Source organism: Prosthecobacter sp. Pr1 (assembly GCF_057652315.1).
On sequence record NZ_JBYFBS010000006.1, the window covers coordinates 1 to 23,920 of the forward strand.

Below are 23,920 nucleotides of genomic sequence, written 5' to 3' on the forward strand. Positions count from 1 at the left end.
ACTCTAGATGCTGGATGAAATTCTGAGGCGGAGTGGAGCTTTGTGAAGAAGCGGAGCGGCGCACCGAAGATTGTTTTCGCTCGCTTCGGGGGTGCGAACCCTTTTGCTGACGCATTCGCAGTGTCCAACGAGGAGCCTCACTTTGGGAATAATCAGCTATTTAGACCGGCCCAAAACAAGGCGAGTAAGCGGAGCAGGTGGTGTGGCGGAGTGCTGCGGACTGAAGTCCGCGCTCCTGCAGAGTTTTGCGCCTTCGGCTATTTTTCTTCGGCGCGTGCGATTTCCCAGGCTTGGTCGTTGTCGGTGGGTAATTCGGCGAGGTCCTTTTCGAACAACTGGGTGAGCTCGACGCGGCGCTCACGCACGATGCTGGCGTAGGCGTCTTCGTCTTCATGCACGGGTATGAGGAGGTGGAAGGTCTCGTCATCGTAACGCCGCCAGCGGCGGGCGGCACGCTCGGTGGCGTAGGCGGGCTGGCCCAGGGCACGCAGGGCGCGGACGGCGAGTTCCTGGGCGCTGCCCATCTGCTCGTGCACGGTGTCTTCGGCGGTCAGACCGAGGTTGATGAGTTCAACGCGGTGATCGTAATCGTGGGCACGAGCGAGGATGCGGAGCTTTGGGAATCTTTCGCGTACATCTGCGATGAGCTGTGCAACTTTGGCCTGATCTGCGAGGGCGATGATGAGCATGCATGCCTGCTCAATGCCGGCGGCGTGAAGGAGATCGAGGCGGGTGGCGTCGCCGTAGAATACTTTGAAGCCGAATTTGCGCAGCATGTCCACGTGATCGGGGTCGCTCTCCAGCACGGTGACTTTGACGCCCTGGGACATCATGATGCGGCCGACGAAATTGCCGAAGCGGCCGAAGCCGGCGAGGATCACGGGGGCGTGTTCGTCGATGCGATCGGGTGAGCGGGTTTCCTTGCTCACGGCGGTGTAGCGGGGCGCGATCAAGCGATCATAAATGATGAAAAGGAGCGGGGCGATGGCCATGGAGAGGGCGACCACGGCCACGAGCAGCTTGGAGGTTTCGGCATCGAGGATTTCCTGCTGAATGGCCATGGAGAGGAGTGCGAATGCGAATTCACCGCCTTGTGCGAGGGCGAGTGAGAGAAGCCAGCGGTGGCTGCCGCGAATTTTGAGCAGGGTGGCAATGACAAACATGACCGCGGCCTTCAGAGCGATCAATGCAACCACCAACGTGGCGACAAGCAGCGGCTTTCCGGCGATGACGCTGAAGTCGAGCGAGGCACCGACGGCGAGAAAGAAGAGGCCGAGGAGGAGGCCTTTGAAGGGCTCAAGGTTGCTCTCCAGTTCATGGCGATAATGACTGCCGGCGAGGACGACGCCTGCGACGAAGGCACCTAGCGCAGGGGAGAGGCCGACCTGCGTCATCAGCAGGGCGACACCGACGATGAGGAGGAGCGCTGCGGCGGTGAGGAGTTCGCGCAGGCCGGTCTTTGCCAAAATGTTAAAGCCGCGTGGGACGATGAAACGGCCGCCGATGACAATGACCACCACGGCCCCCAGAGTGATGAGAGGCTGGACCCAGTGGGGGAGCTCCTGCAACCAGCCATGGTGCTCCACCTTGGCTCCGCTGGCGGCGAGCAAGGGAAACACGGCGAGCATGGGGATGACGGAGATGTCCTGGAAGAGGAGGACGGCGAATGAATCAGCGCCGCCATCGGTGCGCATGAGGGCCTTTTCCTGCAGAGTCTGAATGACGATGGCGGTGGAGGAGAGGGCCAGAATCATGCCGGTGGCGATGGCAGGTTTGGTCCCCAGGCCGCAGGCGATCGCGATGCCCATGACGGCCAGTGCGGTGAACACCACCTGCATGCCGCCGAGGCCGAAAATGGGACCGCGCATGCGCCAAAGCCGCGCGGGCTCCAGTTCAAGGCCGATCATGAAGAGCATGATGACGACGCCGAATTCTGCGAAGTGCATGGCCTCTTCCCCCTGTGCACCACCGACCCAACCGAGTGCGAAAGGGCCGATCAAAGCGCCGCCGATGAGGTAGCCCAGCACGCTGCCAAGACCGAGGCGATGTGCGATGGGCACCAGCAGGACGGCGGCACCCAGGTAGATGAAAGCGGAGATGAAAAAGTGAGATGCGTGCATGAGCTATGCAGGAATGAGGTCGTTGATCTTTTCCGCCGCAGCCGCCAGTTCCAGAGGCAGTGTTTCATCCCGCAGGGCTGCGAGGAGGCGTGCGTAGCTGTGAGCCAAAGGCTGGATGCTTGCGGCGTCCGCCAGTTGATTGGCACTGTAAACGATGTGCGGGGCCAGATAGCGCATGCCGCAGAGGAAGGCGGTCTGATCAAAGGGCGCGAGGAGCTGGCGGATGGTGAAGCGATTGCGCCCCTGCGAGCAGTAAACTTCTTCGGAACCGCCGGCGCTGATGGCCTGCAGCATGAGCTTGCCCTGCAAAGCGGTGCCCCCTTCCCCGTAGGCCCAGCCGTAGGTGAGCACGAGATCGAGATATTCCTTCACCAGCGAGGGGGCGCTGTACCAGTAAAAGGGGTGTTGAAAGACGATGACGTCGTGCTCCTTCAGCAGCTTTTGCTCCTCCTCCACGTCGATCAAGAAATCGGGATAGATCTCGTAGAGATCGCGGAAGGTCACGCCTTTCACCTCACGCGCAGCGGCTGCCAGCCTGCGATTGATGCGTGACTTATGAGGGGCGGGATGAGCGTAGAGAACGAGAACCGAAGCCATGATGAATGCGCGGCAGCATGGCCGCTGAGAATGGCGCGGCAATCGTTTTCAGGGATCGGTGAGCTCAATGCACAATTTATCCTCAACGCGGCCTTTGAATTTCCACACGCCGTCGATGCGGAGGGCGTCGTCCAATTCGATGCGGAGCTTGGTGCCGTCTGCGGCGAGGAGATGGATGTCCACTTCGTCAAAGGCTGCCTCGGGGTCGACGGCATCGTCATCGGGATCGACTTCGAGCTCCACGAATTTGAGGGCGGAGATGTCGCCAAAGTGTTTGGTGATGAGGGCGCGGATTTCGTCGATGCGCTGCTTGTTGCGGAGCATGTCCTTCTCGCGGCGTTTCAGCTCTTTCTCGCGTTCCTTGTCCACATTGATCTCGGTGGGAGAAGTGCCGGAGGCGGCGAGGGCCTCGTCTGCCTTGAGTTTTGCCATGACTTCGGGCGAGTGCCAGCAGGTGGCGAGAGCCGCGTCGTCTTTTGACTTGATGGTGTTTACCAGGGTCTCCGCGAGAGCCTTGAGTTCCTGAGGCGGTGGAGTTTTGGGATCGTCGGCATGGAGAGCCGGAACGAGACAGGAGGCGACGATGAAGCAGAGGAGGAGTTTCATGACGGAGCGAGGTAGAGCAGCATGGCCGGAATTCAACTCACGGAAGTGACACGGAGGGGGGATGCGCAGAGTTTAAGACTGAAGGTGTCTGTCGCCCCCTCACCCCGCCCTTTGACTTCGTCTATCTCCGCTGCGCTCCGGTTCCCCGAAGAAGATAATCTTTCAAGTCGTGAGTCAGGTGCGGGGAGAGGGAGAACCGCTGCACGAGCGCTGCATATGAAGGACAAAAAGGACGGAAGCGACCGAAAGGACGCAGGATCCAAAGGCAGTTCTCCATGGCAGTTCGATGTTTTACCGCTGTGCAGCGTAAACCTCGATTTTCACTTTCCGCGAGCGAGCCAGACGCCGAGGACGGCGACGGCCATGCCGATGAGGGAGAGGCCGGTAAGGGTTTCTCCAAAGATGGCCCAGGCCATGAGGGCGGTGACGGCTGGGACGGTGTAAAAGAGGCTGGCGACATTGACTGCGGTGCCGCTGCGGATGAGGTGATTGAGGAGGCTGATGGCGCCGATGGAAAGCACGAGGGCGACCCAGAGGACGGCGAAGACGAACTGGCCGCTCCACTGGATCTGCATGGTCTCGGTGGTGAAAGCGAGGACGGCGGTGATGAGGAGACTGGCGGCGTATTGCACGACAGTGCTGGTGCGGAGATCGAAGGCGGGGCAGTGGCGCTTCTGCCACATGGTGCCGACGGTGATGCCGACCAGCGCGGCAATGGCGGGCAGTGTCATGACGAAGGTGAGGCCGCTGCCGGTTTTGTGAGCGACGACGAGAATGGTGCCGATGAAGCCGAGTGCGAGGCCCGACCACTGGCGGGGCAGGACGCGCTCGCCAAGGGCCATGCCTGCGAAGGCGGCGGTGAAGAGGGGCTGGAGGGAGACGATCAAACTCAGGATGCCTGCCGGAAGGCCGAGGCGGAGCGACCAGACGCAGCCACTGAGATAGAGGGCGTGGATCATGAGGCCGGCGAAAGCGACGTGGGCAAGCTGGGCTTTTCCCTTTGGCCAAGGGGCGCGGGTGAGCAGTGCGATGGGGACGAGAATCGCCAGGACGATGCAGTAGCGCAGAGTCAGGAAGGTAAAGGGCTCGGCGTATGGCACGCCGAGCTTTGAGCCGATGAAGCCGCTGCTCCAGAGGAGGACGAAGAGCCATGGGATGATGGCGGTCCAGCGGGAGGTGCGGGGCACAGTGCTCACAAGATAAACCCCAAAAATAAAATACCTTTAGTGGGCATCATCATAGCAGGCAGTTAATCACTTTCAGGATCGACTAGACGCCTCGCAAATTTAGCCTCCACCGAGGACCAGTCGAAGTCCGCAATAGCTGTAGGATTAAACTCAGCGGCCATCAGACTGCTGATCAGCTTAGGATATGCTAAAGTATACATATTCCACGTGGCCAAATATTTGACACGAACCTTCGGAAGTGGATGGCTGTTCATCAACTCATACACAGTTTTTAAAAAAAAGAATTGTTCATACACTTCGTATTCCAGCCCTTGATCGACAATTAGGCACTCTGGCATCGGGAAGCTGGACAAATCCTCACCATCATCATCGAAATGAAGGCCTGTAAGTTGCGGAGTAAGGCATACAAAATTAAACTTTGGTGAAAATGATACCTGCCGCTTAAATTTGTTTAAATCTGCCAACTTTTTGTCCAAAAATAAGCCGGTACATGGGATTTCAGCCTCAGATTGATGAGTATCTATGAGTGCCTTTCCATAATAGGCGTCTATGTTTTCCATTTTGGAATGATAAAACTCGCCCTCCGTGATAATAGCTCTGAAGTAAATATCTCGTCCAATCAGCCTCACAAACAGATCTTCGGCGAACTCAATTAGATACATCAACTCACAAACCCTGTGTTTGGGCGTTAAGTCATTGCTCTCGTATTGACAGTAAACCAATATTGTATCTGAGAAGACAATCGTTTTGAAATTTGGATCTGTATGAACATGCAAAGAATCTATCGTTCGGTAAAGCTCATCCACCCTACCCGGCGTTTTGATGAGCTCAGTGAATCCTAGAATGTCCAGGTACATGAAGAGGGTAGAGTTCATAGCTTAAGAGATGGAAGAGGCAAGTTCGACTACCATTGGTGGGCGGCGGTTCAGCGGAGGGATTTGCTCACGGACGCGGCATTCATTCATCAAGCTGCTGAATTCTAGCCAGGTGGCGGCCGCCTTCGAAGGGGGTGGTGAGGAAGATGTCCACGATCTGGAGGGCGGTGGGGAGGTCCATCATGCGTTCGCCGAGAGAGAGGACGTTGGCGTCGTTGTGGAGACGGGTGAGGCGGGCGGATTCGAGATTCCAGCAGAGGCCGCAGCGGATGCCGCGCACGCGGTTGGCGGCGATGGCTTCGCCATTGCCAGAGCCGCCGAGGACGATGCCGCGCTCGAAGGTGCCAGCGGCGACGGCTTCGGCCACGGGACGAATGAAGCGGGGGTAGTCGACGGGGTCGGTGGAGTGGGTGCCGAAGTCTTCGACTTCATGACCTGCGGCAAGGAGGTGCTGGAGGATGGCCTGCTTGTAGAGGTAGCCGGCGTGATCGGAGCCGATGGCGATTTTCATGGTGGGGTGAAACTCGCGCAACAGGCAGGTGCTCACAAGTGGTGTTGCGGCAGAGTGACATGCCGGGGTGGGTGAATCGTCTGACGTTACGCTGACGCGAGGCGGGGCGTTTGGGGGGACGCTGCTGGTGAGGTTTGGGTGCGGCGAGGTGCTGGGTTTGCTTCCAGGCGGGTGGTGGAGACCCAGGGTTGCCTCGCTGAGGCTCGGCGAACCCTGGGCTTAATTACGGAAGGTCTTTGGCCTTCAAGACCTTATTTGCAGTGAGGCTTGGAGTGAAGGAGAAGCTGATATGGAAGGCTGTTGATCGTTTAAAAATGGAGTCCGCAGGACCTGAAGATCGCTGGGGTGCATATGGCAAACAGGGACGCGACGCAGCTTTTCCGGCTGGACGCTGGGCTGGGAATGAAGGGAGTCCTTTACCCGGCGAAAGCGGTAGCTGCGATGCAGGCTTGCGCCGTGCATCTCCGCGACCGCACTCCAAAAACGCTGTCGTGCTACTCTTTCATCCATCATGCAAAACACACGATGTGTCCTCTTAGCCTTATGTCAGCCTCAATTGAAGCGGTCGCGGATGACGACTTCGTCGTAGGAGAGCTGTCCTCCTTTGGGCCATGCGGGCTGGGTGCCTTTGCCGACGGCGATCATGAAGGAGATGACGTGGTCTTCGGGGAGATTGATGATTTTGCCGACGGCGTCGAAGTCGAAGCCGTCCATGGGGGAGGTGTCGTAGCCCATGGCTTTGGCGGCGAGCATGATGGTCATGCCAGCGAGACCGCAGGAGCGCATGCATTCGTCGCGCTGGACCTGATCGCGGCCTGAATAGTACTGGCCGATGGCGGGGACGAGGAAGTCCTGTACGGGCTGGGCTGCGTTTTTCCAGTAGCGGCCGGGTTCTTTTTTCCATGCGTCTTTGTCGGCACACATGACGATGAGGAGGGAGGCATCGGTGACCTGAGCCTGATCCCAGGCGGAGGCGCGAATTTGTTTCCGGACTTCGGGATCGAGCACGGTGACGAAGCGCCAGTTTTGGATGTTGAAGGCGGTGGGGGACTGCATGGCGGCTTCGAGAAGCTGATGGATTTCAGCTTCGGTCATGCGGTGGGCGGGATCGTAGTGCTTGATGGCGCGGCGGGAGGCGATGGCTTCGAGGGTGTTCATGGGGAGTGGGGAGAAGTTGAGATGTTGGGGGGCTGCGGGGCGCGGTGGAACGCTGCTGGTGGGCGTGGGGTGTGACGGGGTGCTGGGTTTGCTTTCCGGAATTGATGGCGGGTTACCAGGGCAGCCTCGCTGAGGCTCGGCAACCCTTCGCTATGATGCGAAGCTCCTTTGGGGCTTGAGGGAGGTCGGAGTGGTGTTTGAGAGGAGATTAAGGATTGCGGGTGGCGTGGAGTTTGATGTGGAGGTGGACGTGATCGTTGACGACGTGTTTGCCGAGGAAGGCGAAGAGTCTGCCGGAGCCGTAGTGGCTGCCGAACTGGGTGCGGTCGAGCTCGAACTGTGCCTGACCGGTGAGATTGTCAGCGTCTGCGGCGGCGATGACGGCGGGGAAGCTGAGGGGCTTTGTGACGCCGCGCAGGGTCATGGTGCCGTGCAGGGTGTAGTTTGGCGTACCGGGAGTGCAGGATGGGAGAGGGGCTGCGCGGTCGCAGATGAACTCGGCGGTGGGGAAGCGATCCACGGCGAAGAAGTCGTCATCGCGCAGGTGACGGATGAGCATGGCATTGTAGGCTGTGTCGACGAGGTCTTCACAGGCGATGCTGTTCATGTCGAGGGTGAAGCGTGCGGATTGGAGGATGCCGTTTTGTACTTCGATGTGGCCACTGGCGAGCTTGATGGTGCCATGGTGGTGATTGAAGAGATTGCGGCCGGTCCAGCGGACGAGGCTGGTTTCGGTGTCGAGATTGTAGTGTCCGTTGGGAGTTTCGGTGCCGGGCTCGGCGTGGGTTCCTTCGAGTGGGAGATTGTTTTGTTTCCACTCGGCGATGCCGCCGGTGAAGGCAGCCACGTTGGTGTAGCCGGACTTGGTGAGTTTTTCGGCGGCGGTGGTGGCGTCCAAGGAGTCGCCGCCTGCGCCGTAGACGATGAGTGGCGCGCTTTTGTCGGGGATGAGTTCGGCCACCTTGGAGAGGAAGATGGTTTCATAGACGCAGGCATTGATGGCGCCGGGCAGGTGAGCGCAGGCGAAGTGCTCCTCCGGCAGGACGTGGATGAGGGTGGCGGTGTTTTTCTGCGCCTGGAGTTCGGTGATGGAGAGCGTTTTCATGGCTGTGATGGGGCTTCCGCGAGAAGGGCGTCGAGATCGAGATGTTCGGTGGTCATGGTGAGCTCGCCTTTGGAGTCGCGCGGCCACAGTGAGGGATCGCGATCGACGTAGAGTTCAAGGCCGTTGCCATCGGGATCGTGAAGGTAGAGGGCTTCGCTGACGCCGTGATCGGAAGCGCCGTCGAGAGAGACTTTGTTTTTGATGAGGCGGCGCAGGGCATCTGCCAGAGAGGCGCGATCGGGATAGAGAATGGCGACGTGGTAGAGGCCGGTGGTGCCGCGCGGCGGGGCTTTGCCGCCGCGGCTTTCCCAGGTGTTGAGGCCGATGTGATGATGGTAACCACCGGCGGAGACGAAGGCAGCCTGGGTGCCGTAGCGCTGGGTGAGCTCGAAACCGAGGACGCCGCAGTAGAAGGAGAGGGAGCGCTCCAGGTCCGCCACCTTGAGATGGACGTGGCCGATGCGGACGGCGGGATGGATGGGGGCGGACATGGCGGGGGAAGTTTGCGGTTGTTTTCAGAGCCAATGAACTCATAGCGACTTGATGGTGAAACGGGGAGTCACTGTGGAAAGCTATTTGGGGGAAGCGTGGCTCTGTGGTCGTTCGTCCAGAACCGCCTGAAGGCGGGACTACAATACGTGAGCTGGGTTTGTGATGTCTTGGGGCGAAGAAGGGGGTGATTTTCGCAGAGCAAATGAACTCAAGGCGACGTGATGGTGGAATGGAGAGTCACGGTGGAAGATATTCGGGAGGGAAGAAGAGGCGGGCCGGATTCGGGGAGGAATCCGGCCCGCGTCGGGGTGCGTTATTTCGCCGAGAAAAGGGTGCGGAGGTAGTCTTTGCGGCCGGAGAGGGCGACGAGGGAGAGGACTCCGAGAACGACTGGCATTTCATAGCCGCCTTTGACGAGGAAGAAGTGGTAGAGGGCAATGTTTACCACCACAGGGCCGACGAGGGTGAGGGCGAGGTTGGTGAAGCGGCCGCTGAGGAGCAGGAGACCGCCGGTGACTTCCAGGACCTTCACCACGGTGAGGTAGCCGCTGCCGTAGATGGCGAACATGAAGTTGGCGGCAGGACCTTCCGGTGGTGGAGGAATCGGGATGAAGTGGAGCCACATGTTGGCACCGAAGACGGTGAAGATGAGACCAAGGAGGAGGCGGGCGATGGTAGGGATGTGTTTCATGGGAGTGGGGAGTTGACGGTGTTTTACTGTTGTTGGGTTGGGATTAGGCGAGGTCGAAGAGGAGGGCTTCGGCGTCTTTGGTGGCGGTGAGGGTGAGGGTGCCGCTGTCGTCTGTGCTGATGGCGTCGCCGGGATTTAGGGTGGTGCCGTTGACGGTGAGGGTGCCTTTGATGAGCTGGAGCCAGGCGCCGCGACCGACGGTGACTTCGTGGGTGGTGGATTTGCCGGCTTCAAGGCGCACGCGGTAGATGTCGGCGTCTTGATGGATGGTGGCGGAGCCGTCGCGGCCATCGGAGGAGATGACGAGCACCTTCTCGGCGGTTTCATGCTCGGGCTTCGGATGCCACTCGGTGTAGCTGGGTTTCAGGCCGTTTTGACGGGGACGAATCCAGATCTGGAGGAGGCTGCCGGGTTCAGTCTTGGAGGGATTGAACTCGCTATGGGTGACGCCGCTGCCGGCGCTCATGAGCTGGATCTGGCCGGGGAGAAGGGTGCGACCGTTGCCCATGCTGTCCTTGTGCGCGAGAGCGCCGTAGAGGACGTAGCTGAAGATTTCCATGTCGCGATGCGGATGGGTGGGGAAACCTGCGCCGCCGGTGATGACGTCCTGATTGATGACACGAAGGCTGCGGAAGCCCATGTGCGCGGGATCGTAATAATCGGCAAAGCTGAAGGTGTGGTAGCTGTCGAGCCAGCCGTGGTTGGCATGGCCGCGTTCGTTGGAGAGGCGAAGATTGAGTTTCATAACGACGCTGCATTCGCGCAGAAGCCGTCAGTCCTCCAATGCCACTTGCTTCACAAGTTCATGCCGTGAGGTAATGATTTTTGGGCATGGGGTACTGCATGATCGCGGAGCCAATGCGCCGCAGGCTGGTGCCCGAATGACTATCGCGAAGCGCTGGGTTTGCTTTCCAGAGTTGCATTCCGTACCCAGGGACGCCTCGCTGAGGCTTCCTCCTTAGCTATGCGAGCTTTGAATGATGCGAGAGCGCTGGACGTTGCGGGAGCGTGAGGGATCGGGACGATCCCTCTCCTCCAAGCGCTCCATGCGCAGATCTTTCCGGCCTAGTTTATCAACAGGCTGCCAAGGCCGGAGTGTGGCGGCGCGAGGTGGCGAAGAGAGTGGCATCTTATCAAGCAGGTTCAGGGTCGAGGGCAGGATGAGCCGATCTGGCAAGAGGCTTGAACATTGTCTGGGTGTGATTGGAAAGCTCCATGACATGCCGCGCGCAACAGCCTCTTTGGGCGCGGAGTTATGCATGCTTGCGGAGTGCTGCGGAATAAATTCCGCGCTCCCTGACCCGAATTCGCAGGCGATTTGCGCTTACTCGCGGCCTTTGACGACCTTCACCAGAGGACGATAGCCGTACTCGTTGAGGAGGGCGATGGCGCCGCGATCGCTGGAGTCGCGAGCGACGTCGGACCAGGAGTTGAGGGCGTTGTAGATGCTGTCCATGGCGGCTTCGAGGGATTCGGAGCGGGTGGCTGCATCGTGGGATTTGTAGAGGGACTCGACGGCGCTGATGTAGTGGAAGGTGAATTCGAGGCGCTTGGCATTGTAGAGAGTGAACGTGCGCGAGCCTTCGCGGGCACGGGTGTTGGCGCGATACATCTCGTTCATGGCGGTGGCGTAGAACGCTTTGGCTTCGGTGAGCCAGTCGGGCAGGCTTTTCTTGGAGTTCAGATGGCGCAGGAGCATGTCGGGTGCGGGGATGCCGAGGGCGGGGTCGTTTTTGGCGATGAGCTGGGAGGCTTTGTCGATGGCCTGGAAGCCGAGCCACATGCGCTCGGCGACCCCTTCCCCGCACATGGGTGTGACGAAATCGCTGAGGGCTTTTTCGCTGGTAAAGTCGTTTTTGGGCAGGACGGAAACGGCCACGGGTTCGGCGGCCACGATTTCAAAACCGAGTTTGGTGGCGTGTTCGCGGAAGCGAGCAGTGATGGCGGCGACGTCGGGATTGCCGAAGGTGGACGCACCGTGGAAGGCTTTGCGACCGCCGGTGTCGCCATCGACGCGGATGGGTTTGAATGGGACGATTTTTGCGGGAATGGCGATGGAGGTGTATTTCAAGGTTTGGAGGCGCTTGAGGAGTTGTTCGAGTTCCTCCTGGGTCCAAGATTCCTGGCCCATGGCGTTGCCGGTGTAGCCATTCCAGACACGTGAGCCATGCGGGGGCTGGGTGGTGATGATTTCGATGGTGTCCGACGGGGAGGTCCCCTGCCCTGCGACTGCGAGCGCAGGTGAGGAGGTGGTGGCGGAGACGCAGAGGAGGCTTTCGCGGGTGCGGACGAAGAGGCGACCGTCGGCGATGGCGGGGGTAGCGATGATTTCTTCGCCCATGTCGTGCTTGGCGAGGACTTTGAGCTGAGGCGCGTCTTCGAGTTCGACGATGAAGCCGTTCTTGGCGGCGATGTAGACTTTGCCAGCGGCAGCGATGGGGGAGGCGAAGTAGTCGCCGAAATTGCCGAGGCGGCTGCGGTCCCAGAGGGTTTTGCCGTTCTTGGCGTCGTAGCAGCTGGACATGCCGCCGCTTTTGACGACGTAGATGCGGTCGTTGAAGAAGAGCGGTGAGGAGAGGTTTGAGGGAGTTTTGGGGTCGATGTTCCAGAGGACGTGAGTCTTCGTAACATCACCCGTGCCGCCGCCTTTGATGGCCTGGATGATGTTGCCGCCTGCGGCCATGTTGTCGGGGGATTGGAAGGCGGTGTCGATTTCTTCGGGGCCGATGACTTTGTCGTGGTTTTTGTCAGAGGCGTCGAAGCGCTCGTGGAACTCTTTGGGAGTTTCCTCACGGGAGAGGATTTTGTCCTGATTCGTGTCGAGCCATTCGAGCAGGGCGTGCTTCAAGGTGCGGGTGGAATCGCCGTAGCTTTGAACGGCGACGTAGATGACGCCGTCATGCACGACGGGCGAGGTCATGATGGTGCGGAGGAGGGTGTTGCAGGTCCAGAGTTCTTTGCCGGTGGCGGGATCGTAGCCTTTCAATTTGCCACTGCCGGCGACGACGAGATCGGTGCGGCCATTGGCCTCACAGAGAACAGGCAGCGAATAACCAGCGAGCATTTCTTTGCGCAGGGTCTTCCATTTTTCTTGACCGGTTTTTGCATCCACGGCGACGACGAAGGGAGCGAGATCATCGTCCTGACAGAAGATGACGGTGTCGTTGTAAACGATGGGCGAGGAGGCGGCGCCCCAGTCCATCAAGTAGGCGGGACGGGGCATGCTGTGACGCCAGACTTCTTTGCCAGTGGTGAAGTCGAAGGCGAGGAGGCCGATGGTGCTGAAGTAGACGTAGACGCGTTCGCCATCGGTGGCGGGAGTGGAGGAGGCGTGGCTGTTTGGGGGGGTGATGCGCGGGAGGGTGCCGGTGTCGAATTCGCTGCGCCAGAGCTGCTTGCCGGTGGTGGCGTCAAAGCTGAAGACACCGAGCTTTTGGTCTCCGAGCATGGCGGTGGTGAAGACGCGGCCGTTTTTGACGATGGGTGAGCCGATGCCATCGCCAATCTTGGCTTTCCAGGCGATGTTTTTTTCGGCGGAGAAGTCCGAGGGCAGGTTTTTGGAGGAGGAGATGCCGGTGCCATTGGCGCCGCGGAACTGGGGCCAGTCTTCGGCGTGGAGGGTGATGCCGAGGAGCAGGGCGGTGAGGAGGATGCGATGCATGAAGGGAATTGGGTTAAAGACGTTCGTCGTTTCTAGCGATGGTGTTGCGCGCACCAAGGCGCAGGCGTGTGGCGGAGCGGATTGCAGACGCTGCTGGTGACCTTGGGGCGCAACGGAGCGATGGGTTTGCTTCCCGGATTTGATTGCGGGTACCAGGGTAGCCTCGCCGAGGCTCGGCAACCCTTCGCTATGATGCTAAGCCCCTTTGGGGCTGATGCAGGGCGGAGTGAAGTAGCAAAAAATGGCATCCTCCTTGTACCAAGGAGTTTTTGGGAATAGCGCACGTGGCATTCGGCAGGTGGAAGACGAGCGAGGCAGAGTGCAGGCATCATGAAACGAACGGCAGCCCGCTTTAACCGAGTGGCATTCATGCGAGGCATCATGAAAAGGATCAGCCGAAGAGTTCGGTGAGGGGCTTGCCTTCATCGAGGAGGTTGTAGGCGCGGCCGAGCTTGTCTTTGGCTTCGAGGTCTTTGATGCCCATGGCGTAATAGACGGTCTTGGTGATGTCTTCGGGGTAGATGGGGCGGTCTTTGGGGAGTTCGGCGCGGGCGTCGGTTTCGCCTACGACCTGGCCGCCGCGAATACCAGCACCTGCCATGAGGACGCTCATGCAGGAGGTCCAGTGATCGCGGCCGGCACCGAGGGTACCGCCGGAGCGGCGATCGCCGACTTTGGGCATGCGGCCCATTTCGCTGGTAACGAGGACGAGTGTTTCATCGAGCAGGCCCCGGCCTGAGAGGTCTTCCATGAAGGCGGAGAAGGCCTGATCAAACTGCGGGAGAAGGTACTTTCTCAAGCAGTTGAAGTTGTCGCCGTGGGTGTCCCAGCCGCCGGCGCTTTTGCATTGTTTGGCGGTGCTTTCGTCTTCCTTCCAGAAGACGGTGACGAAGGGCACACCTGCTTCGACGAGGCGGCGTGCCATGAGGAGGCTGGTGCCGTTGATGGTGTTGCCGTAGCGGGCGCGCAGCTTGTCGGGCTCGGACTTGATGTCGAAGGCGTTTGAGGTGCCGCTGGATGACAAGAGGTCAAAGGCACGCTCCTGCTGCTTCACGTAGTTTTGCACGGCGGCTTCGTGATCGAGTTCGCGCCGGGCCTGATTCATGGCGTTCAGCAAGGCGTGGCGGTCCTGCATGCGCGCGGCTGTCATGCTGCCGGACATGGAGATGGTCGGTGAGCTGAAGTTCAGGGGTTCATCGAAGCTGCCAGTGAGATAAAAGGGGTCGTACTCCATGCCGATGCGGCCGGCGAACTGACCGGGGCGGGTGAAGGGCAGTTTGCTGGGCTTGTGCGGAAGCGAGATGATCTGCGGCAGCGTGGGGTGCTGCGGACGCTTCATGCCGATGACACTGCCCATGTAGGGCCAGTCTTCGGGATAGGGGCGGCGGTCGTTGCCCTGCTGCTTGAAGGTGGGATCGGGGGCGTGGCCGGTGAGGTTGTAATAATAACCGGCATGGTGATCGCCCGTGGCGCGACCGCCATCCGTGACGCCGTGCACGAGTGCGAAGTTGTGCGCTTGTTTGGAGAGCAGAGGAAGGTGCTCGCAGAGACGGATGTCTGCGCCGGTGGTGCGGATGGGTTTGAACTCGCCGCGAAATTCCATAGGGGCTTCGGGCTTCATGTCCCACATGTCGATGTGTGAGGCACCACCGCAGAGGAAGAAGAGCACGGTGGATTTTGCGGGCTTTGCGAGGGTGGCGGCGGGAACTCCGGGGCCGGTGGAAGCTTTCAAGGCAGGCCCGAAACGCAGGGATGCCAGTCCCAGCGTCGAGGCCGTGAGAAAGGCCCGGCGGTCCATTGAGGGACGAAAGAGAGGTGAGTCCATAAGATGCGCGCAAGCCACCTACGTTCGCCAAATGGCCGCCTTACGGAAGTGCGGACGATTTGCGCATAGAGCCGGTCTGTGGTCTGATCCGGCGTGGAATTTCACCAGCTTCGTTACTTCATCGCCGCCGCCGAGGATTTGAGCATTTCAGCTGCGGCGAAACGCCTGCATGTGACGCAGCCTGCGCTGAGCCGGCAGATCGGCGTGCTGGAGGCGGAGCTGGGGGTGGCGTTGTTTGACCGCATTCGGAAGCGCATCTATCTCACGGAGGCGGGTCGTTTTTTTCTGCCGAAGGCGAGGCAGATTGTGTGCGATGCGGAGACGAGCGCGCAGCAGCTGCGCGAGCAGTATGGCAAGGCACGGCGGACGCTGCGGCTGGGATTTCTGGCGCCGTTTCTGGATGATCTGGTGGTGCCTGCGGTGCGTGAGTTCCGGCAGCGGCATCCGAAGGCGCAGGTGAGCTTGTTTGAGCTGCCGCCGCGTGCGCAGCTGGACCGGCTGCGGAACCATGAGCTGGATGCGGCGATTCTCGGGAACATCTCGGAGAGTGATCGTACCTTTTTTAACACGCGGACGCTGTCACGCCATAAAATGGCGGCGCTGCTGCCCGAGGATCATGCGCTGGCGAAGAAGAAGACGATCAAGCTCGCGGAGCTGAAAAATGAACGGTGGGTGTCGCTTTCTGACACGTCTTTCCCGGGGCGGCGGGAGTTTTTGCGCTCGATTTGTCAGCAGGCGGGGTTTGATCCGCAGATTGTGAGCGAGGTGGATTCGCTTTCGATGATGCTGGGGACGGTGACGACGCTGGGCGGGGTGGCGTTGATTCCCGGGCATGCGAGCAAGATGCCGCACGGGGGATGTGTGTTTGTGCCACTGGCTGCGCCGGTGCCGACGACGGAGCTGCTGCTGGTGCTGCCGAAGCAAGAGGCGAGCAAGGAGCTGACGACGCTGACGAGTTTGATCGCGGAGCTGGCGGCGCAGTTGGCGAAGGGGTAGGCGGTATTGGAGTGTCGGGTGATCATTGAGCAAATGCAAGGCGGAGCTGGGGGCAAACGCTTCTGGTGAGCTTGGTGTGTTGCGATGCGTTGGGTTTGCTTCCCGATCACTGACACGGGCACCAGGGAAGCCTCGCCCAGGCTCGGCATCCCTTCGCTATGTTGCATGACCCCGTTGGGGTCGGAGTGCGGCGGAGCGGAGTGGCGAGAAGATTGTGGCTGATCACCACGGAGGTTCAGCGAAGGATATGATGGGCCGAGGTGTAGCGGCGAAACGAAACATCCACTTACTGAGCCGTGCACAAGGGGATAGCATTCATTGCCTGCGCAGGAGGTTTGAAGCTTCGCCAAGCAACGCCTTGATTGCCCGAGATTCGTCAATCTTTCTGGCATTTGAGCGTGCAGGCCAGGCGCGATTGACGATTGATGAACAAGGATTGCTGATTTTTGAAGTGACGAGCCAGCTCAACTTACTGAGTGAGCCATGCACAAGGGGGACAGCATTCATTGCATGAATGCGCTGAAGGTTTGGAGCTTCGCCAAATTCCGCACGCCTTGATTGCCCGAGATTCGTCAATCTTTCCGGCTTTTGAGCGTGCAGGCCAGGCGCGATTGACGATTGATGAACAAGGATTGCTGATTTTTGAAGTGACGAGCCAGCGACAACAAGGTGACGTTATGAGAGGCTCGATCGCTGAGCGCCATCGTAGCTAGCGAGGAGTCTTACTCGTGCAGGCTGGCGGTGGAGGCGCGGAACTGGGGGAGGTCGGCGAGGATGTTCTGGCTGCGCATGAGGGTTTCGCCGATGAGGAGGGAGTCGGCGCCGGCTTCGGCGAGGCGGAGGGCATCGGCGGGGGTTTTGATGCCGCTTTCGGAGACGAGGACGATGTCGTCGGGGATTTCTTCGGCGAGCTCCTCGGTGGTGGCGAGGTCGACGGTGAAGGACTTCAGATTGCGGTTGTTGACGCCGATGATGCGGGCGTCGGTGGCGAGGGCGCGTTCGAGTTCGGGGAGGTTGTGGACTTCCACGAGGGCATCGAGCTGGAAGGTGTGGGCGACTTCGAGGAGGTGCTCGAGGGTGGGCTGGTCGAGAGCGGCGACGATAAGGAGGATGGCATCGGCCCCGGCGACGACGGCTTCAAAGATCTGCGCCTCGTGGATGATGAAGTCTTTTCGCAGGCAAGGGATGTCGAGCTGCTCGCGGATGAGCGAGAGGTATTCGAGGCGGCCCTGGAAGTATTTTTCATCCGTGAGGACGGAAATGGCGCTGGCACCGGCTTTCTCATAGCCCCGGGCGATGGTCAGGGGATCGAAGTCAGCGGCGATGGTGCCGACGGAGGGTGAGGCGCGTTTGACCTCGGCGATGATGCTGAGGCGCGTGGGGTCTGCGCGGAGGGCATCGTAAAAGGAGCGGACGTCATTGCGCAGGGCGGCGGCGGCGCGGAGCTTTTCAGCGCGCGGCAGCAGGCGTTGCAGTTCGGTGTGCTTGTGGGCGATGATTTCGTCCAGCTTGTTCATAGGGGGGCGCACGGTGGCGGAGGGATGGCGTTGTGCAACCTTCGACTGAAGGCAAAATACACGTGCAGGGGCTTCTTGACGCCGCGCGTGATGCAGGCTCTCTCTGCAAGGAATGCCCGAAGTGCCCATCAGTCCCGCCGCCGTGATCGAACTGCTCACGACCGAACACATCCTGGAACCGCAGGAACCCCTCACCCCTGACACGGACCTGTTTTCCATGGGGCTGGATTCCATGGCGATGATGCAGCTGCTGCTGCTCATTGAGGAACGATTCCAACTGACGATCAACCCGGCGGAAATGACGCGGGAGCGTTTTGCCACGGCCAGTGCGCTGGCGGGCTTTCTGGGAGAAAAACGCCGACTAGCCGCCTGATGCCGATCCTGCCCGCCACCACGGTCGATTTTTTCCTCGCGGGGCTGGAGAGCTTCATGCGCCGAACCGGGCAAGGAACGCACTGGGGGGTGACGGTGCTGCGGCTGGAGGCGAAACCGGACGCGCAGATTTTGACGCAGGCGTGGGAACAGGTCCACGCGCAGCACCCGATGCTGGGGGCGCGACTGAAGCGGCAATGGCGGGGCTGGCGGTGGGTCTGGAAGACGCATGGTACTATTACTGCACCGCCCATCTGCTGGCATGAGGTGCAATCACAACCCCCGGGCGAAGGGGTTATTCAAGAACGGCTGCAGGGCAGAAGCGGCAGCGGAACACTGACCACCCCATTATGGCTGGAAGTCTTTCCGTGGGGAACGGACGGCGGGCATGTGATTCTCCTGACCTGGCGGCATGCGCTGCTGGACGGGACGGGGATCAATCTGCTGCTGGAAAAGCTGGCTGCGGGAGCGTGTGCCGCGGGGCCTCCGCCGCAGGCCATGCCTGCGCGTGAAAGCATGGCCCGCATTTATAAGAGAGCCAAACCGCTGACCGACAGGCTGCATGAGATGACCTCTGCCGGATGTCTTTCCGCATGGAAGAAGGGGATGCCCACCGGAGGACAGCCGGAATACCGACTGATCGAACTTTCCAAGGAGGAGTCTGCAAAGGCCATGGCGCGACTACGCGGGCTGTGCGGCGACTTTTTGCAGATGCCGTTTTATGCGGCGATGGCCGCACGTGCTTTGCGGCTGCTGCATGAACGGCGTGACTGGCACAGTCCGGAGATCCACCTGCACCTGCCAATGCAGCTGCGGGGCAGAAGCCGTGAGCTGATTTTCGGCAACCACATGGGAGCCATGCCGCTGTTTCTGGATGCCGGGGCGCTGGGCATGGTGGATCAGGCGGTAGCGCATGTGCTGGAAAAGTACCGTGAGGCGATGAAGCAGGAGAGGGCGCAGGCATCCGAAGCGCTGACGACGCTGGCGGCTCAATTACCACTGAGTACATTCATCCCCATGGTTCGCTGGACGAACATGGGGCAGATTTGCAGCCTGTTTCACTCACATACCGGTTCTTTTCTGCCGGGACGCAAAGAATTTGCGGGAGCCGCAGTGCAAAACATTTACACCATCCCCAGTGTCAGCACGCCGCCGGGACTGGGCATTTTTGTCTCTGATTATGCCGGACTCATCACGGTGACGCTGGCATGGAGGGGAGACGGAGTGTCTCACGCAGAGATCGAAGCACTGGATCGGCGCATTCGGACGGATTTGACCGGCATTGCGGAAGAGTGACCGCAATGAAATTGATTAAAGTGCCAGGGAACCGCGACATGGACAGGCAGGCTGCCGTTGCTTCCGTCAGGACCTGGCGGGGTTCGCAAGCTGAACATCCGCGGCCCCTGACACTGGTGTTGTAACTGCTGGGCTCATCGGGCACAAGCAAGATTGCAGCCTAAAGACAAAATGGGTGAAAATTGGTGTTGTCGAAACCCGGTGGTTCCGGTAAAAATTAGACTTTAAATTCTCAAATTACGCTTTCGTATGGTCTGGAAAATTCTATCCGCTCTCTCTGCCGTCTGTCTGGGCACCGCCTGCTATTTTGCCTGGGCAAACCAAAAACTGCTCGTGGAGGAGCGTAAACGCGAGGGTTTTGCCAATGAGAATCTGGCAGCCATGACGGCCCACATCGCCAAGGCAGAAGAGGCGAAAAAGAGCCGTGAAACGCAGCGCGACATGGCGAATCAGGAGCTCGAAACCACCAAAACGTCCGTGGCAGACTTTGCCGCCAAGGTGCAGACCGCCGAGCAGGAACTGGCTGCGGTGAAGACCAATCTGGAGCAGACCGCGAAGGTGGTGAGTCAGAATCAAAAGGTGATTGACGAAGCTGGCGACATCAAAAAGCTGCTGGCTCAGATCGATGCCATCAAAAAAGAACGCGCCGAAGCCGAATCGGCACTGGCCAACCAAATTCAACATCTGGCCGCCGCGCAGGAAAGAATCACCAGCCTGACCAATGCAGCCAAAGAGGCCGAGGAACGCGAAGCCCGTGGCCGGCGCGGCATTGTGGATGACGATTTCACCGCCAAAGTTGCCTATTCTTATACCGACTGGGGCTTTGTGGTGCTCAACAAGGGCAACGGTGGTGGTGTTTTTGCCAATGCGGATCTTGAAGTGAAACGCGGCAAGGACGTGGTCGCCAAGCTGAAAGTGCGTGATGTGGAGCAAAATTCCTCCGTGGCCGACTTGGTCAAAGGCAGCCTTGCCGAAGGCGAGCATATTCGCTCGGGTGATCTTGTGGTGGCTGCTGCTGAGCAGAGCGCCAAGACCGCCGCAACCAAGACGCCTGATGGAGCCGCTGCTCCTGCAACGGGAGCCGCAGGCGCTGCCCCAGCCGCCACACCTCCTGCAGCAGGTGCCGCGATGGGTTCTGATCCTTTTGGTGCTCCGGCCCCAGCTCCTGCGGCTCCTGCCATGGGTGCCGATCCGTTTGGAGCTCCTGCGACCCCGGCAGCGCCTGCCGCCCCTGCCATGGGCGCTGATCCGTTTGGCACCGCTCCTCCTGCGACACCTCCAGCCGGAGGCGCCGCGCCAGCTCCAAGTACTGCGGACCCCTTTGGCACAGCGCCACCGGCCGCCAAGTGATCGCAGACATCCGTTAGTCGCCTGACACCTTTCCCAGCTCCCCTTTTCCCATGACCAAAGTTCTTTTCATCCTTAGCGCAGTGGTGATCCTTGTAGCCAGCTTCTTCGCCTACCAAAACGGGCGTGAGTTTGCCGACGTTCGCACCAAGGTGGCGGGGATTAACGCAAGCATCACGAGTCAAAAGAGCGCCCAAGAAAAGCTGCTGCGCCCAGGCTCGGGTGAAGTGCCCAAGCTGGTGGCAGACATCGCCCGCGTGCAGGGTGATCTGGACGTCGAAGCAGAGAAGCTCAAGGCGCAGAAGAACAAGCTGGCTCAAACCCAGGAAGAAATCACGCGCGCCCAGGAAGAGTTTGCGGTGAAGGAGAAAAAGAAGCAGGAACAGGACGCCCTCCTCAAAGATCTTCCGCAGGGCATGAAGCCAGAGACGATGGTGGAAGGCATCCAGAAGCTGAAGAAGGAAAAGCTCGACTTTGAGGCGCAGGCTGAAATCAAAAAGAAAGAAGTGGCCGCTGAGGAAGACAAGGTGGCTGGCATCCAGAAGCGTTTGGATGAAGTGGTGCACAAAATTGAGGACCGCCGTAAAAACTTTGAGCGCAACAGCCTGAGCTCCCGCGTCATCGCCGTGAACTATGACTGGGGCTTTGTGATCATTGACGCAGGCAAGATGACGGGCCTCACCGAGCAGACCAAATTGATTGTCACCCGTGGCGCGCAGACTGTCGGCAAAATCAGCATCATGACGGTGGATGGCAAAAATTCCATGGCCGCCATTGTGCCGGATGCAGTCGTCAATGGTCAGGTGATCATGCCAGGAGATCGTGTGATCCTCGAAAACTTGGTGCAAAACTGATTTGTCTCGTGCATAGGGAGGACCTCATGAAGACACGACTGCTCAGCTTTCTGCTTTTGGCAATCACCGCCGCATGCTCCCTTTCCTCCTGTGCCTCGGATGAACCGAAGCGCAAGAAAGTGGTGGGGCCGGATGGCAGTCAGTACAGCAGCCTCCCGTGGAACCGTCCGCGGTCCTGGGAAGGCAACGCCAAATACGGTGGCATGGTTCCTGGCAGCCGCTAAGGTGCTGACGCGCCAACGGTTTGGTGGACAATCTCGTTGGTGAGGGATTGAGAGAGCCTTGGAGCTCGGTATGCTAAAAGGAGGTCATCCTTGCTTGGCCCCTATTATTTGGAAGGGATGGACGAAGCGGAGTTCAGAGGGATCAAATTGATCCCTTTCCTTTGTTACCAACGCCGCAAAAGACTCCAAATATGGTTTTCGACAGGGTGCTGTAGCGAATTCGGAAACTGGTTTTCGAACAGGGTGCTTGGGGACGTTCGGCGGCGGTTGGAGGACCAACCGCCCTACTTTCGCGCCATGAGCGCTTGAACGCCAAGCACGAGACAGGGTTGGCTGGTCCCAAGTGGATGCCGTCGAAGGCAGTCATCCCCTAACAGGAGCCAGCCGGCCATTCTGAAATGAGTTTCCAGAATCGCTATTGGGATGCTGGTGTCTGAGAAGATCGCTTATTCCGCAGCTTCGAGAAGTGCTTCGCCGTCTGCTGTTTTGACGATGCGATAGAAGCAGGTGGGACGCTTGGTGTGGCAGCAGCCGCCGCCGTGCTGTTTGACACGCAGAACCAAGGCATCCTGGTCACAGTCGGTGCGGATGTCGATGATCTCCTGAAATTCACCGCTGGTGGCCCCTTTGTGCCAGAGCTGGTTGCGGCTGCGGCTCCAATAAACTGCCTGACCAAGTTCCAGGGTCATTTTGAGGGACTGCTCGTTCATGTAGGCGAGCATCAGAGGCGCACCGGTCTCGGCATCAACCGCCATCGCGGGCATGAGGCCATGCTCATCGAATTTGGGGGCAAACAGCATGCCTTCTTCAATGGCATGCTTCGACTCACGGGGGGCGAAGGAGATGGGAGGGGAGGCGGACATGGAAAGGACCTATGCTAGCGGCACATCCCTGCCGTGCAACCACCTCATTTTCCAGGAAAGATGGGGAGCACACTTTTGAGGAGGTCGGTTCCGGCGTTTACGCCGTTTTCGATGACGCCGCTGGCCCCATTGATGACTTTGCCGGGTAATTTGGCTGCGCCCTCACCTAGCACTGGTTTGAGCAGGGTTTCAGCCCCCTGGCCGACGATGGCGCCGGGGGTATCCAGGAGGAGGGACATGCCGGCAGCACCGATGAGGCGGCTGCTGAGGTCCTCCATGGGGGCATCGAGCGTACCGACGATGCGCACCCGCGTCCATTGCAGGCCGGGAGGCGCGCCCGGGTTGTTTTCCACAAAGACGCGGTTGTTGGCGCCGGGGATGCCGCTCAAGGTTTCTGGCGTGACGCCGAGAAGGAAATCACCCTCCAGAGCCCGGCCGCGAATGGTCAGGGCGCCTTCGATGCGGAGGAGGCCGTTGGATTGCACGATGATTTTTTCAATGCGGAGGGCGTCGCCTTGGGGCCGGATGGAGGCGCTGCAGATGTCGAGCACGAGGCGTTTGAACCTGTGGGTGTTCGTGTAGGTCACGAGCTTGTCGAGAATGGGCAGACCGGTGAGCGCGCCGTCCTTGAGCGAGAGATCGGCCTTCCAAGCGGGCGGTGCATTGCGTGCGCCGGCCATTTCGAGATCGCCTTCGATCTTGCCAGAGAGGCGCTGTTTCCACCAAGCATCGAGAAATTCGTCCATGGGGACGGCTTTGACATGGGTGAAGATCTGCCATGCGCCGGTTTCATACTTCACTGAACCCCGCAGGGTAGCCTCAGAAGCCTGCTTCCAACGCAAGGCGGCGTCACTGATCTGAAACTGGCTGTCTGCCACACGCAGAGTGGCCCTGGTGAGATCAAACTGGAGAGGCTCTTTTTGTTGGGGAGCCAGGATGGGGGTGTGCAATTTACCCCCGTTCAATTTGGCGGACACGGACACCTCACCTGTGTGCCAGTCGCCAAGGCGCAGCTGTGAGTCTGCGATCTTCCATCCTTCCTGTTCAAACATGAAACGATGAGCCTCGAAACCGCTGATGCGCGTCTGGGTGGGGATGTAGCGGCGCAGAAAGGAGGGGATACCGTCGTTGCTGTCGTCGAATTTTGCGGCGTTTGCAGGGGGAGGACTGCTTGCAGCGGTGGTGTGGCGCAGCGTGAGATCATCTGCTCCGGCATTCTGAATGCTCCACTTCCCCTGCCGGATGGCACCGAAATCGAGGGCGGCACGCAGGCCCCCTGCCTCCACGCTCCAGCCAGGATTGGAAAATGACAGTTCGGTGACGCTGGCGGTGTCGTCGTTCCAGGTGATCGGAGCGATGTGCGCGCTGCCGTCGATGCGCGCGGCAATCAGATCCTCGGCCTTTTGGCGAAAATCATCCTTCTGAACATAGGCACGTATGTAACTGGTAACGAGAGTGGGAGCCAGCAGCATGAGAATGACCCCGCTGACGAGGATCAAACCCGCCAGCCACCACAGCCAGCCAAAAGAAGAAGAGGAGGGACGCTGGCCCGGTCTGTTGCGGCGTTGCATTTTGGTGGTGGATTGAATTTTTTCGTCGCCAGAGCAGGACTCCCCGGCCTAG

The 23,920-nt window shown here is 59.6% G+C and carries 22 protein-coding genes and 1 other RNA gene; 6 read left to right on the forward strand and 17 right to left on the reverse strand.

The genetic code is table 11. The features are described 5' to 3' along the window. Positions 1-257: 257 nt before the first annotated feature. The 13 genes from AC24GY_RS11720 to AC24GY_RS11780 form a co-directional block, all read right to left on the reverse strand. Positions 258-2,120 (reverse strand): monovalent cation:proton antiporter-2 (CPA2) family protein, encoded by a 1,863-nt coding sequence (locus AC24GY_RS11720; RefSeq protein ID WP_487683032.1) that lies wholly within the window; start codon positions 2,118-2,120, stop codon positions 258-260. Between the two features lie 3 nt (positions 2,121-2,123). Further along, a complete protein-coding gene (gene kefF, locus AC24GY_RS11725) occupies positions 2,124-2,717 on the reverse strand; it encodes a glutathione-regulated potassium-efflux system oxidoreductase KefF (protein ID WP_487683034.1) in 594 nt (197 codons plus the stop codon). A 48-nt stretch (positions 2,718-2,765) separates the two neighbouring features. After that, the gene (locus tag AC24GY_RS11730) at positions 2,766-3,323 is read right to left on the reverse strand and encodes a hypothetical protein (RefSeq protein WP_487683036.1); all 558 of its coding nucleotides are present in this window, start codon (positions 3,321-3,323) and stop codon (positions 2,766-2,768) included. Between the two features lie 320 nt (positions 3,324-3,643). Next, positions 3,644-4,510 carry a DMT family transporter gene (locus AC24GY_RS11735; RefSeq protein WP_487683632.1) on the reverse strand — a complete coding sequence of 289 codons (867 nt, stop codon included), beginning with the start codon at positions 4,508-4,510 and terminating at the stop codon, positions 3,644-3,646. A gap of 62 nt (positions 4,511-4,572) precedes the next feature. Further along, the gene (locus tag AC24GY_RS11740; RefSeq protein ID WP_487683038.1) at positions 4,573-5,367 is read right to left on the reverse strand and encodes a hypothetical protein; all 795 of its coding nucleotides are present in this window, start codon (positions 5,365-5,367) and stop codon (positions 4,573-4,575) included. 100 nt (positions 5,368-5,467) lie between these two features. Continuing rightward, the gene (gene rpiB / locus AC24GY_RS11745) at positions 5,468-5,896 is read right to left on the reverse strand and encodes a ribose 5-phosphate isomerase B (protein WP_487683040.1); all 429 of its coding nucleotides are present in this window, start codon (positions 5,894-5,896) and stop codon (positions 5,468-5,470) included. A gap of 552 nt (positions 5,897-6,448) precedes the next feature. Further along, positions 6,449-7,054, reverse strand: a complete 606-nt coding sequence (locus tag AC24GY_RS11750) for a nitroreductase family protein (RefSeq protein WP_487683042.1) — start codon at positions 7,052-7,054, stop codon at positions 6,449-6,451. A 208-nt stretch (positions 7,055-7,262) separates the two neighbouring features. Next, entirely contained in the window at positions 7,263-8,159 is an 897-nt protein-coding gene (locus AC24GY_RS11755; RefSeq protein WP_487683044.1) for a YceI family protein, read from the reverse strand. Next, on the reverse strand, positions 8,156-8,650 hold the full coding sequence (locus AC24GY_RS11760) for a VOC family protein (protein WP_487683046.1): 495 nt from the start codon (positions 8,648-8,650) through the stop codon (positions 8,156-8,158). The genes AC24GY_RS11755 and AC24GY_RS11760 overlap by 4 nt, the downstream gene beginning before the upstream one ends. 314 nt (positions 8,651-8,964) lie before the next feature. Next, on the reverse strand, positions 8,965-9,342 hold the full coding sequence (locus AC24GY_RS11765; RefSeq protein WP_487683048.1) for a DoxX family membrane protein: 378 nt from the start codon (positions 9,340-9,342) through the stop codon (positions 8,965-8,967). Positions 9,343-9,385: 43 nt separating this feature from the next. Continuing rightward, positions 9,386-10,087 (reverse strand): pirin family protein, encoded by a 702-nt coding sequence (locus AC24GY_RS11770; RefSeq protein WP_487683050.1) that lies wholly within the window; start codon positions 10,085-10,087, stop codon positions 9,386-9,388. A 579-nt stretch (positions 10,088-10,666) separates the two neighbouring features. Then, positions 10,667-13,003, reverse strand: coding sequence for an outer membrane protein assembly factor BamB family protein (locus AC24GY_RS11775; protein ID WP_487683052.1), 2,337 nt, complete (start codon positions 13,001-13,003; stop codon positions 10,667-10,669). Positions 13,004-13,394: 391 nt separating this feature from the next. Further along, positions 13,395-14,828 carry a DUF1501 domain-containing protein gene (locus tag AC24GY_RS11780; RefSeq protein ID WP_487683054.1) on the reverse strand — a complete coding sequence of 478 codons (1,434 nt, stop codon included), beginning with the start codon at positions 14,826-14,828 and terminating at the stop codon, positions 13,395-13,397. A gap of 93 nt (positions 14,829-14,921) precedes the next feature. Between AC24GY_RS11780 and AC24GY_RS11785 the strand changes: the two genes are divergently transcribed. Then, positions 14,922-15,824 carry a LysR substrate-binding domain-containing protein gene (locus tag AC24GY_RS11785; RefSeq protein WP_422319873.1) on the forward strand — a complete coding sequence of 301 codons (903 nt, stop codon included), beginning with the start codon at positions 14,922-14,924 and terminating at the stop codon, positions 15,822-15,824. A 722-nt stretch (positions 15,825-16,546) separates the two neighbouring features. Here AC24GY_RS11785 and trpC read toward each other — a convergent pair. Next, positions 16,547-17,341 carry an indole-3-glycerol phosphate synthase TrpC gene (trpC, locus tag AC24GY_RS11790; RefSeq protein ID WP_422319875.1) on the reverse strand — a complete coding sequence of 265 codons (795 nt, stop codon included), beginning with the start codon at positions 17,339-17,341 and terminating at the stop codon, positions 16,547-16,549. 112 nt (positions 17,342-17,453) lie between these two features. Between trpC and AC24GY_RS11795 the strand changes: the two genes are divergently transcribed. Together AC24GY_RS11795 and AC24GY_RS11800 are read left to right on the forward strand one after the other, a co-directional pair. After that, positions 17,454-17,714 carry an acyl carrier protein gene (locus AC24GY_RS11795; protein WP_487683057.1) on the forward strand — a complete coding sequence of 87 codons (261 nt, stop codon included), beginning with the start codon at positions 17,454-17,456 and terminating at the stop codon, positions 17,712-17,714. Next, positions 17,714-19,009, forward strand: a complete 1,296-nt coding sequence (locus AC24GY_RS11800) for a hypothetical protein (protein ID WP_487683059.1) — start codon at positions 17,714-17,716, stop codon at positions 19,007-19,009. The genes AC24GY_RS11795 and AC24GY_RS11800 overlap by 1 nt, the downstream gene beginning before the upstream one ends. Positions 19,010-19,027: 18 nt before the next feature. Here the strand turns inward: AC24GY_RS11800 and ffs are convergent. Beyond that, positions 19,028-19,122, reverse strand: an RNA gene (gene ffs, locus AC24GY_RS11805) — signal recognition particle sRNA small type. Between the two features lie 136 nt (positions 19,123-19,258). Between ffs and AC24GY_RS11810 the strand changes: the two genes are divergently transcribed. Genes AC24GY_RS11810 through AC24GY_RS11820 form a run of 3 tightly spaced genes read left to right on the forward strand, consistent with a single transcriptional unit; the run spans position 19,259 to position 21,434 of the window. Next, positions 19,259-20,359 (forward strand): hypothetical protein, encoded by a 1,101-nt coding sequence (locus AC24GY_RS11810; RefSeq protein WP_422319877.1) that lies wholly within the window; start codon positions 19,259-19,261, stop codon positions 20,357-20,359. 50 nt (positions 20,360-20,409) lie between these two features. Beyond that, a complete protein-coding gene (locus tag AC24GY_RS11815; RefSeq protein ID WP_422319878.1) occupies positions 20,410-21,210 on the forward strand; it encodes a hypothetical protein in 801 nt (266 codons plus the stop codon). Positions 21,211-21,236: 26 nt separating this feature from the next. Next, on the forward strand, positions 21,237-21,434 hold the full coding sequence (locus tag AC24GY_RS11820; protein ID WP_397379962.1) for a hypothetical protein: 198 nt from the start codon (positions 21,237-21,239) through the stop codon (positions 21,432-21,434). A 446-nt stretch (positions 21,435-21,880) separates the two neighbouring features. On the opposite strand, the gene hisI is transcribed toward AC24GY_RS11820, so the two are convergent. Further along, positions 21,881-22,297, reverse strand: a complete 417-nt coding sequence (gene hisI, locus AC24GY_RS11825; protein WP_422319880.1) for a phosphoribosyl-AMP cyclohydrolase — start codon at positions 22,295-22,297, stop codon at positions 21,881-21,883. 44 nt (positions 22,298-22,341) lie between these two features. After that, on the reverse strand, positions 22,342-23,868 hold the full coding sequence (locus AC24GY_RS11830; RefSeq protein ID WP_487683063.1) for an AsmA family protein: 1,527 nt from the start codon (positions 23,866-23,868) through the stop codon (positions 22,342-22,344). Between the last annotated feature and the right edge of the window lie 52 nt (positions 23,869-23,920).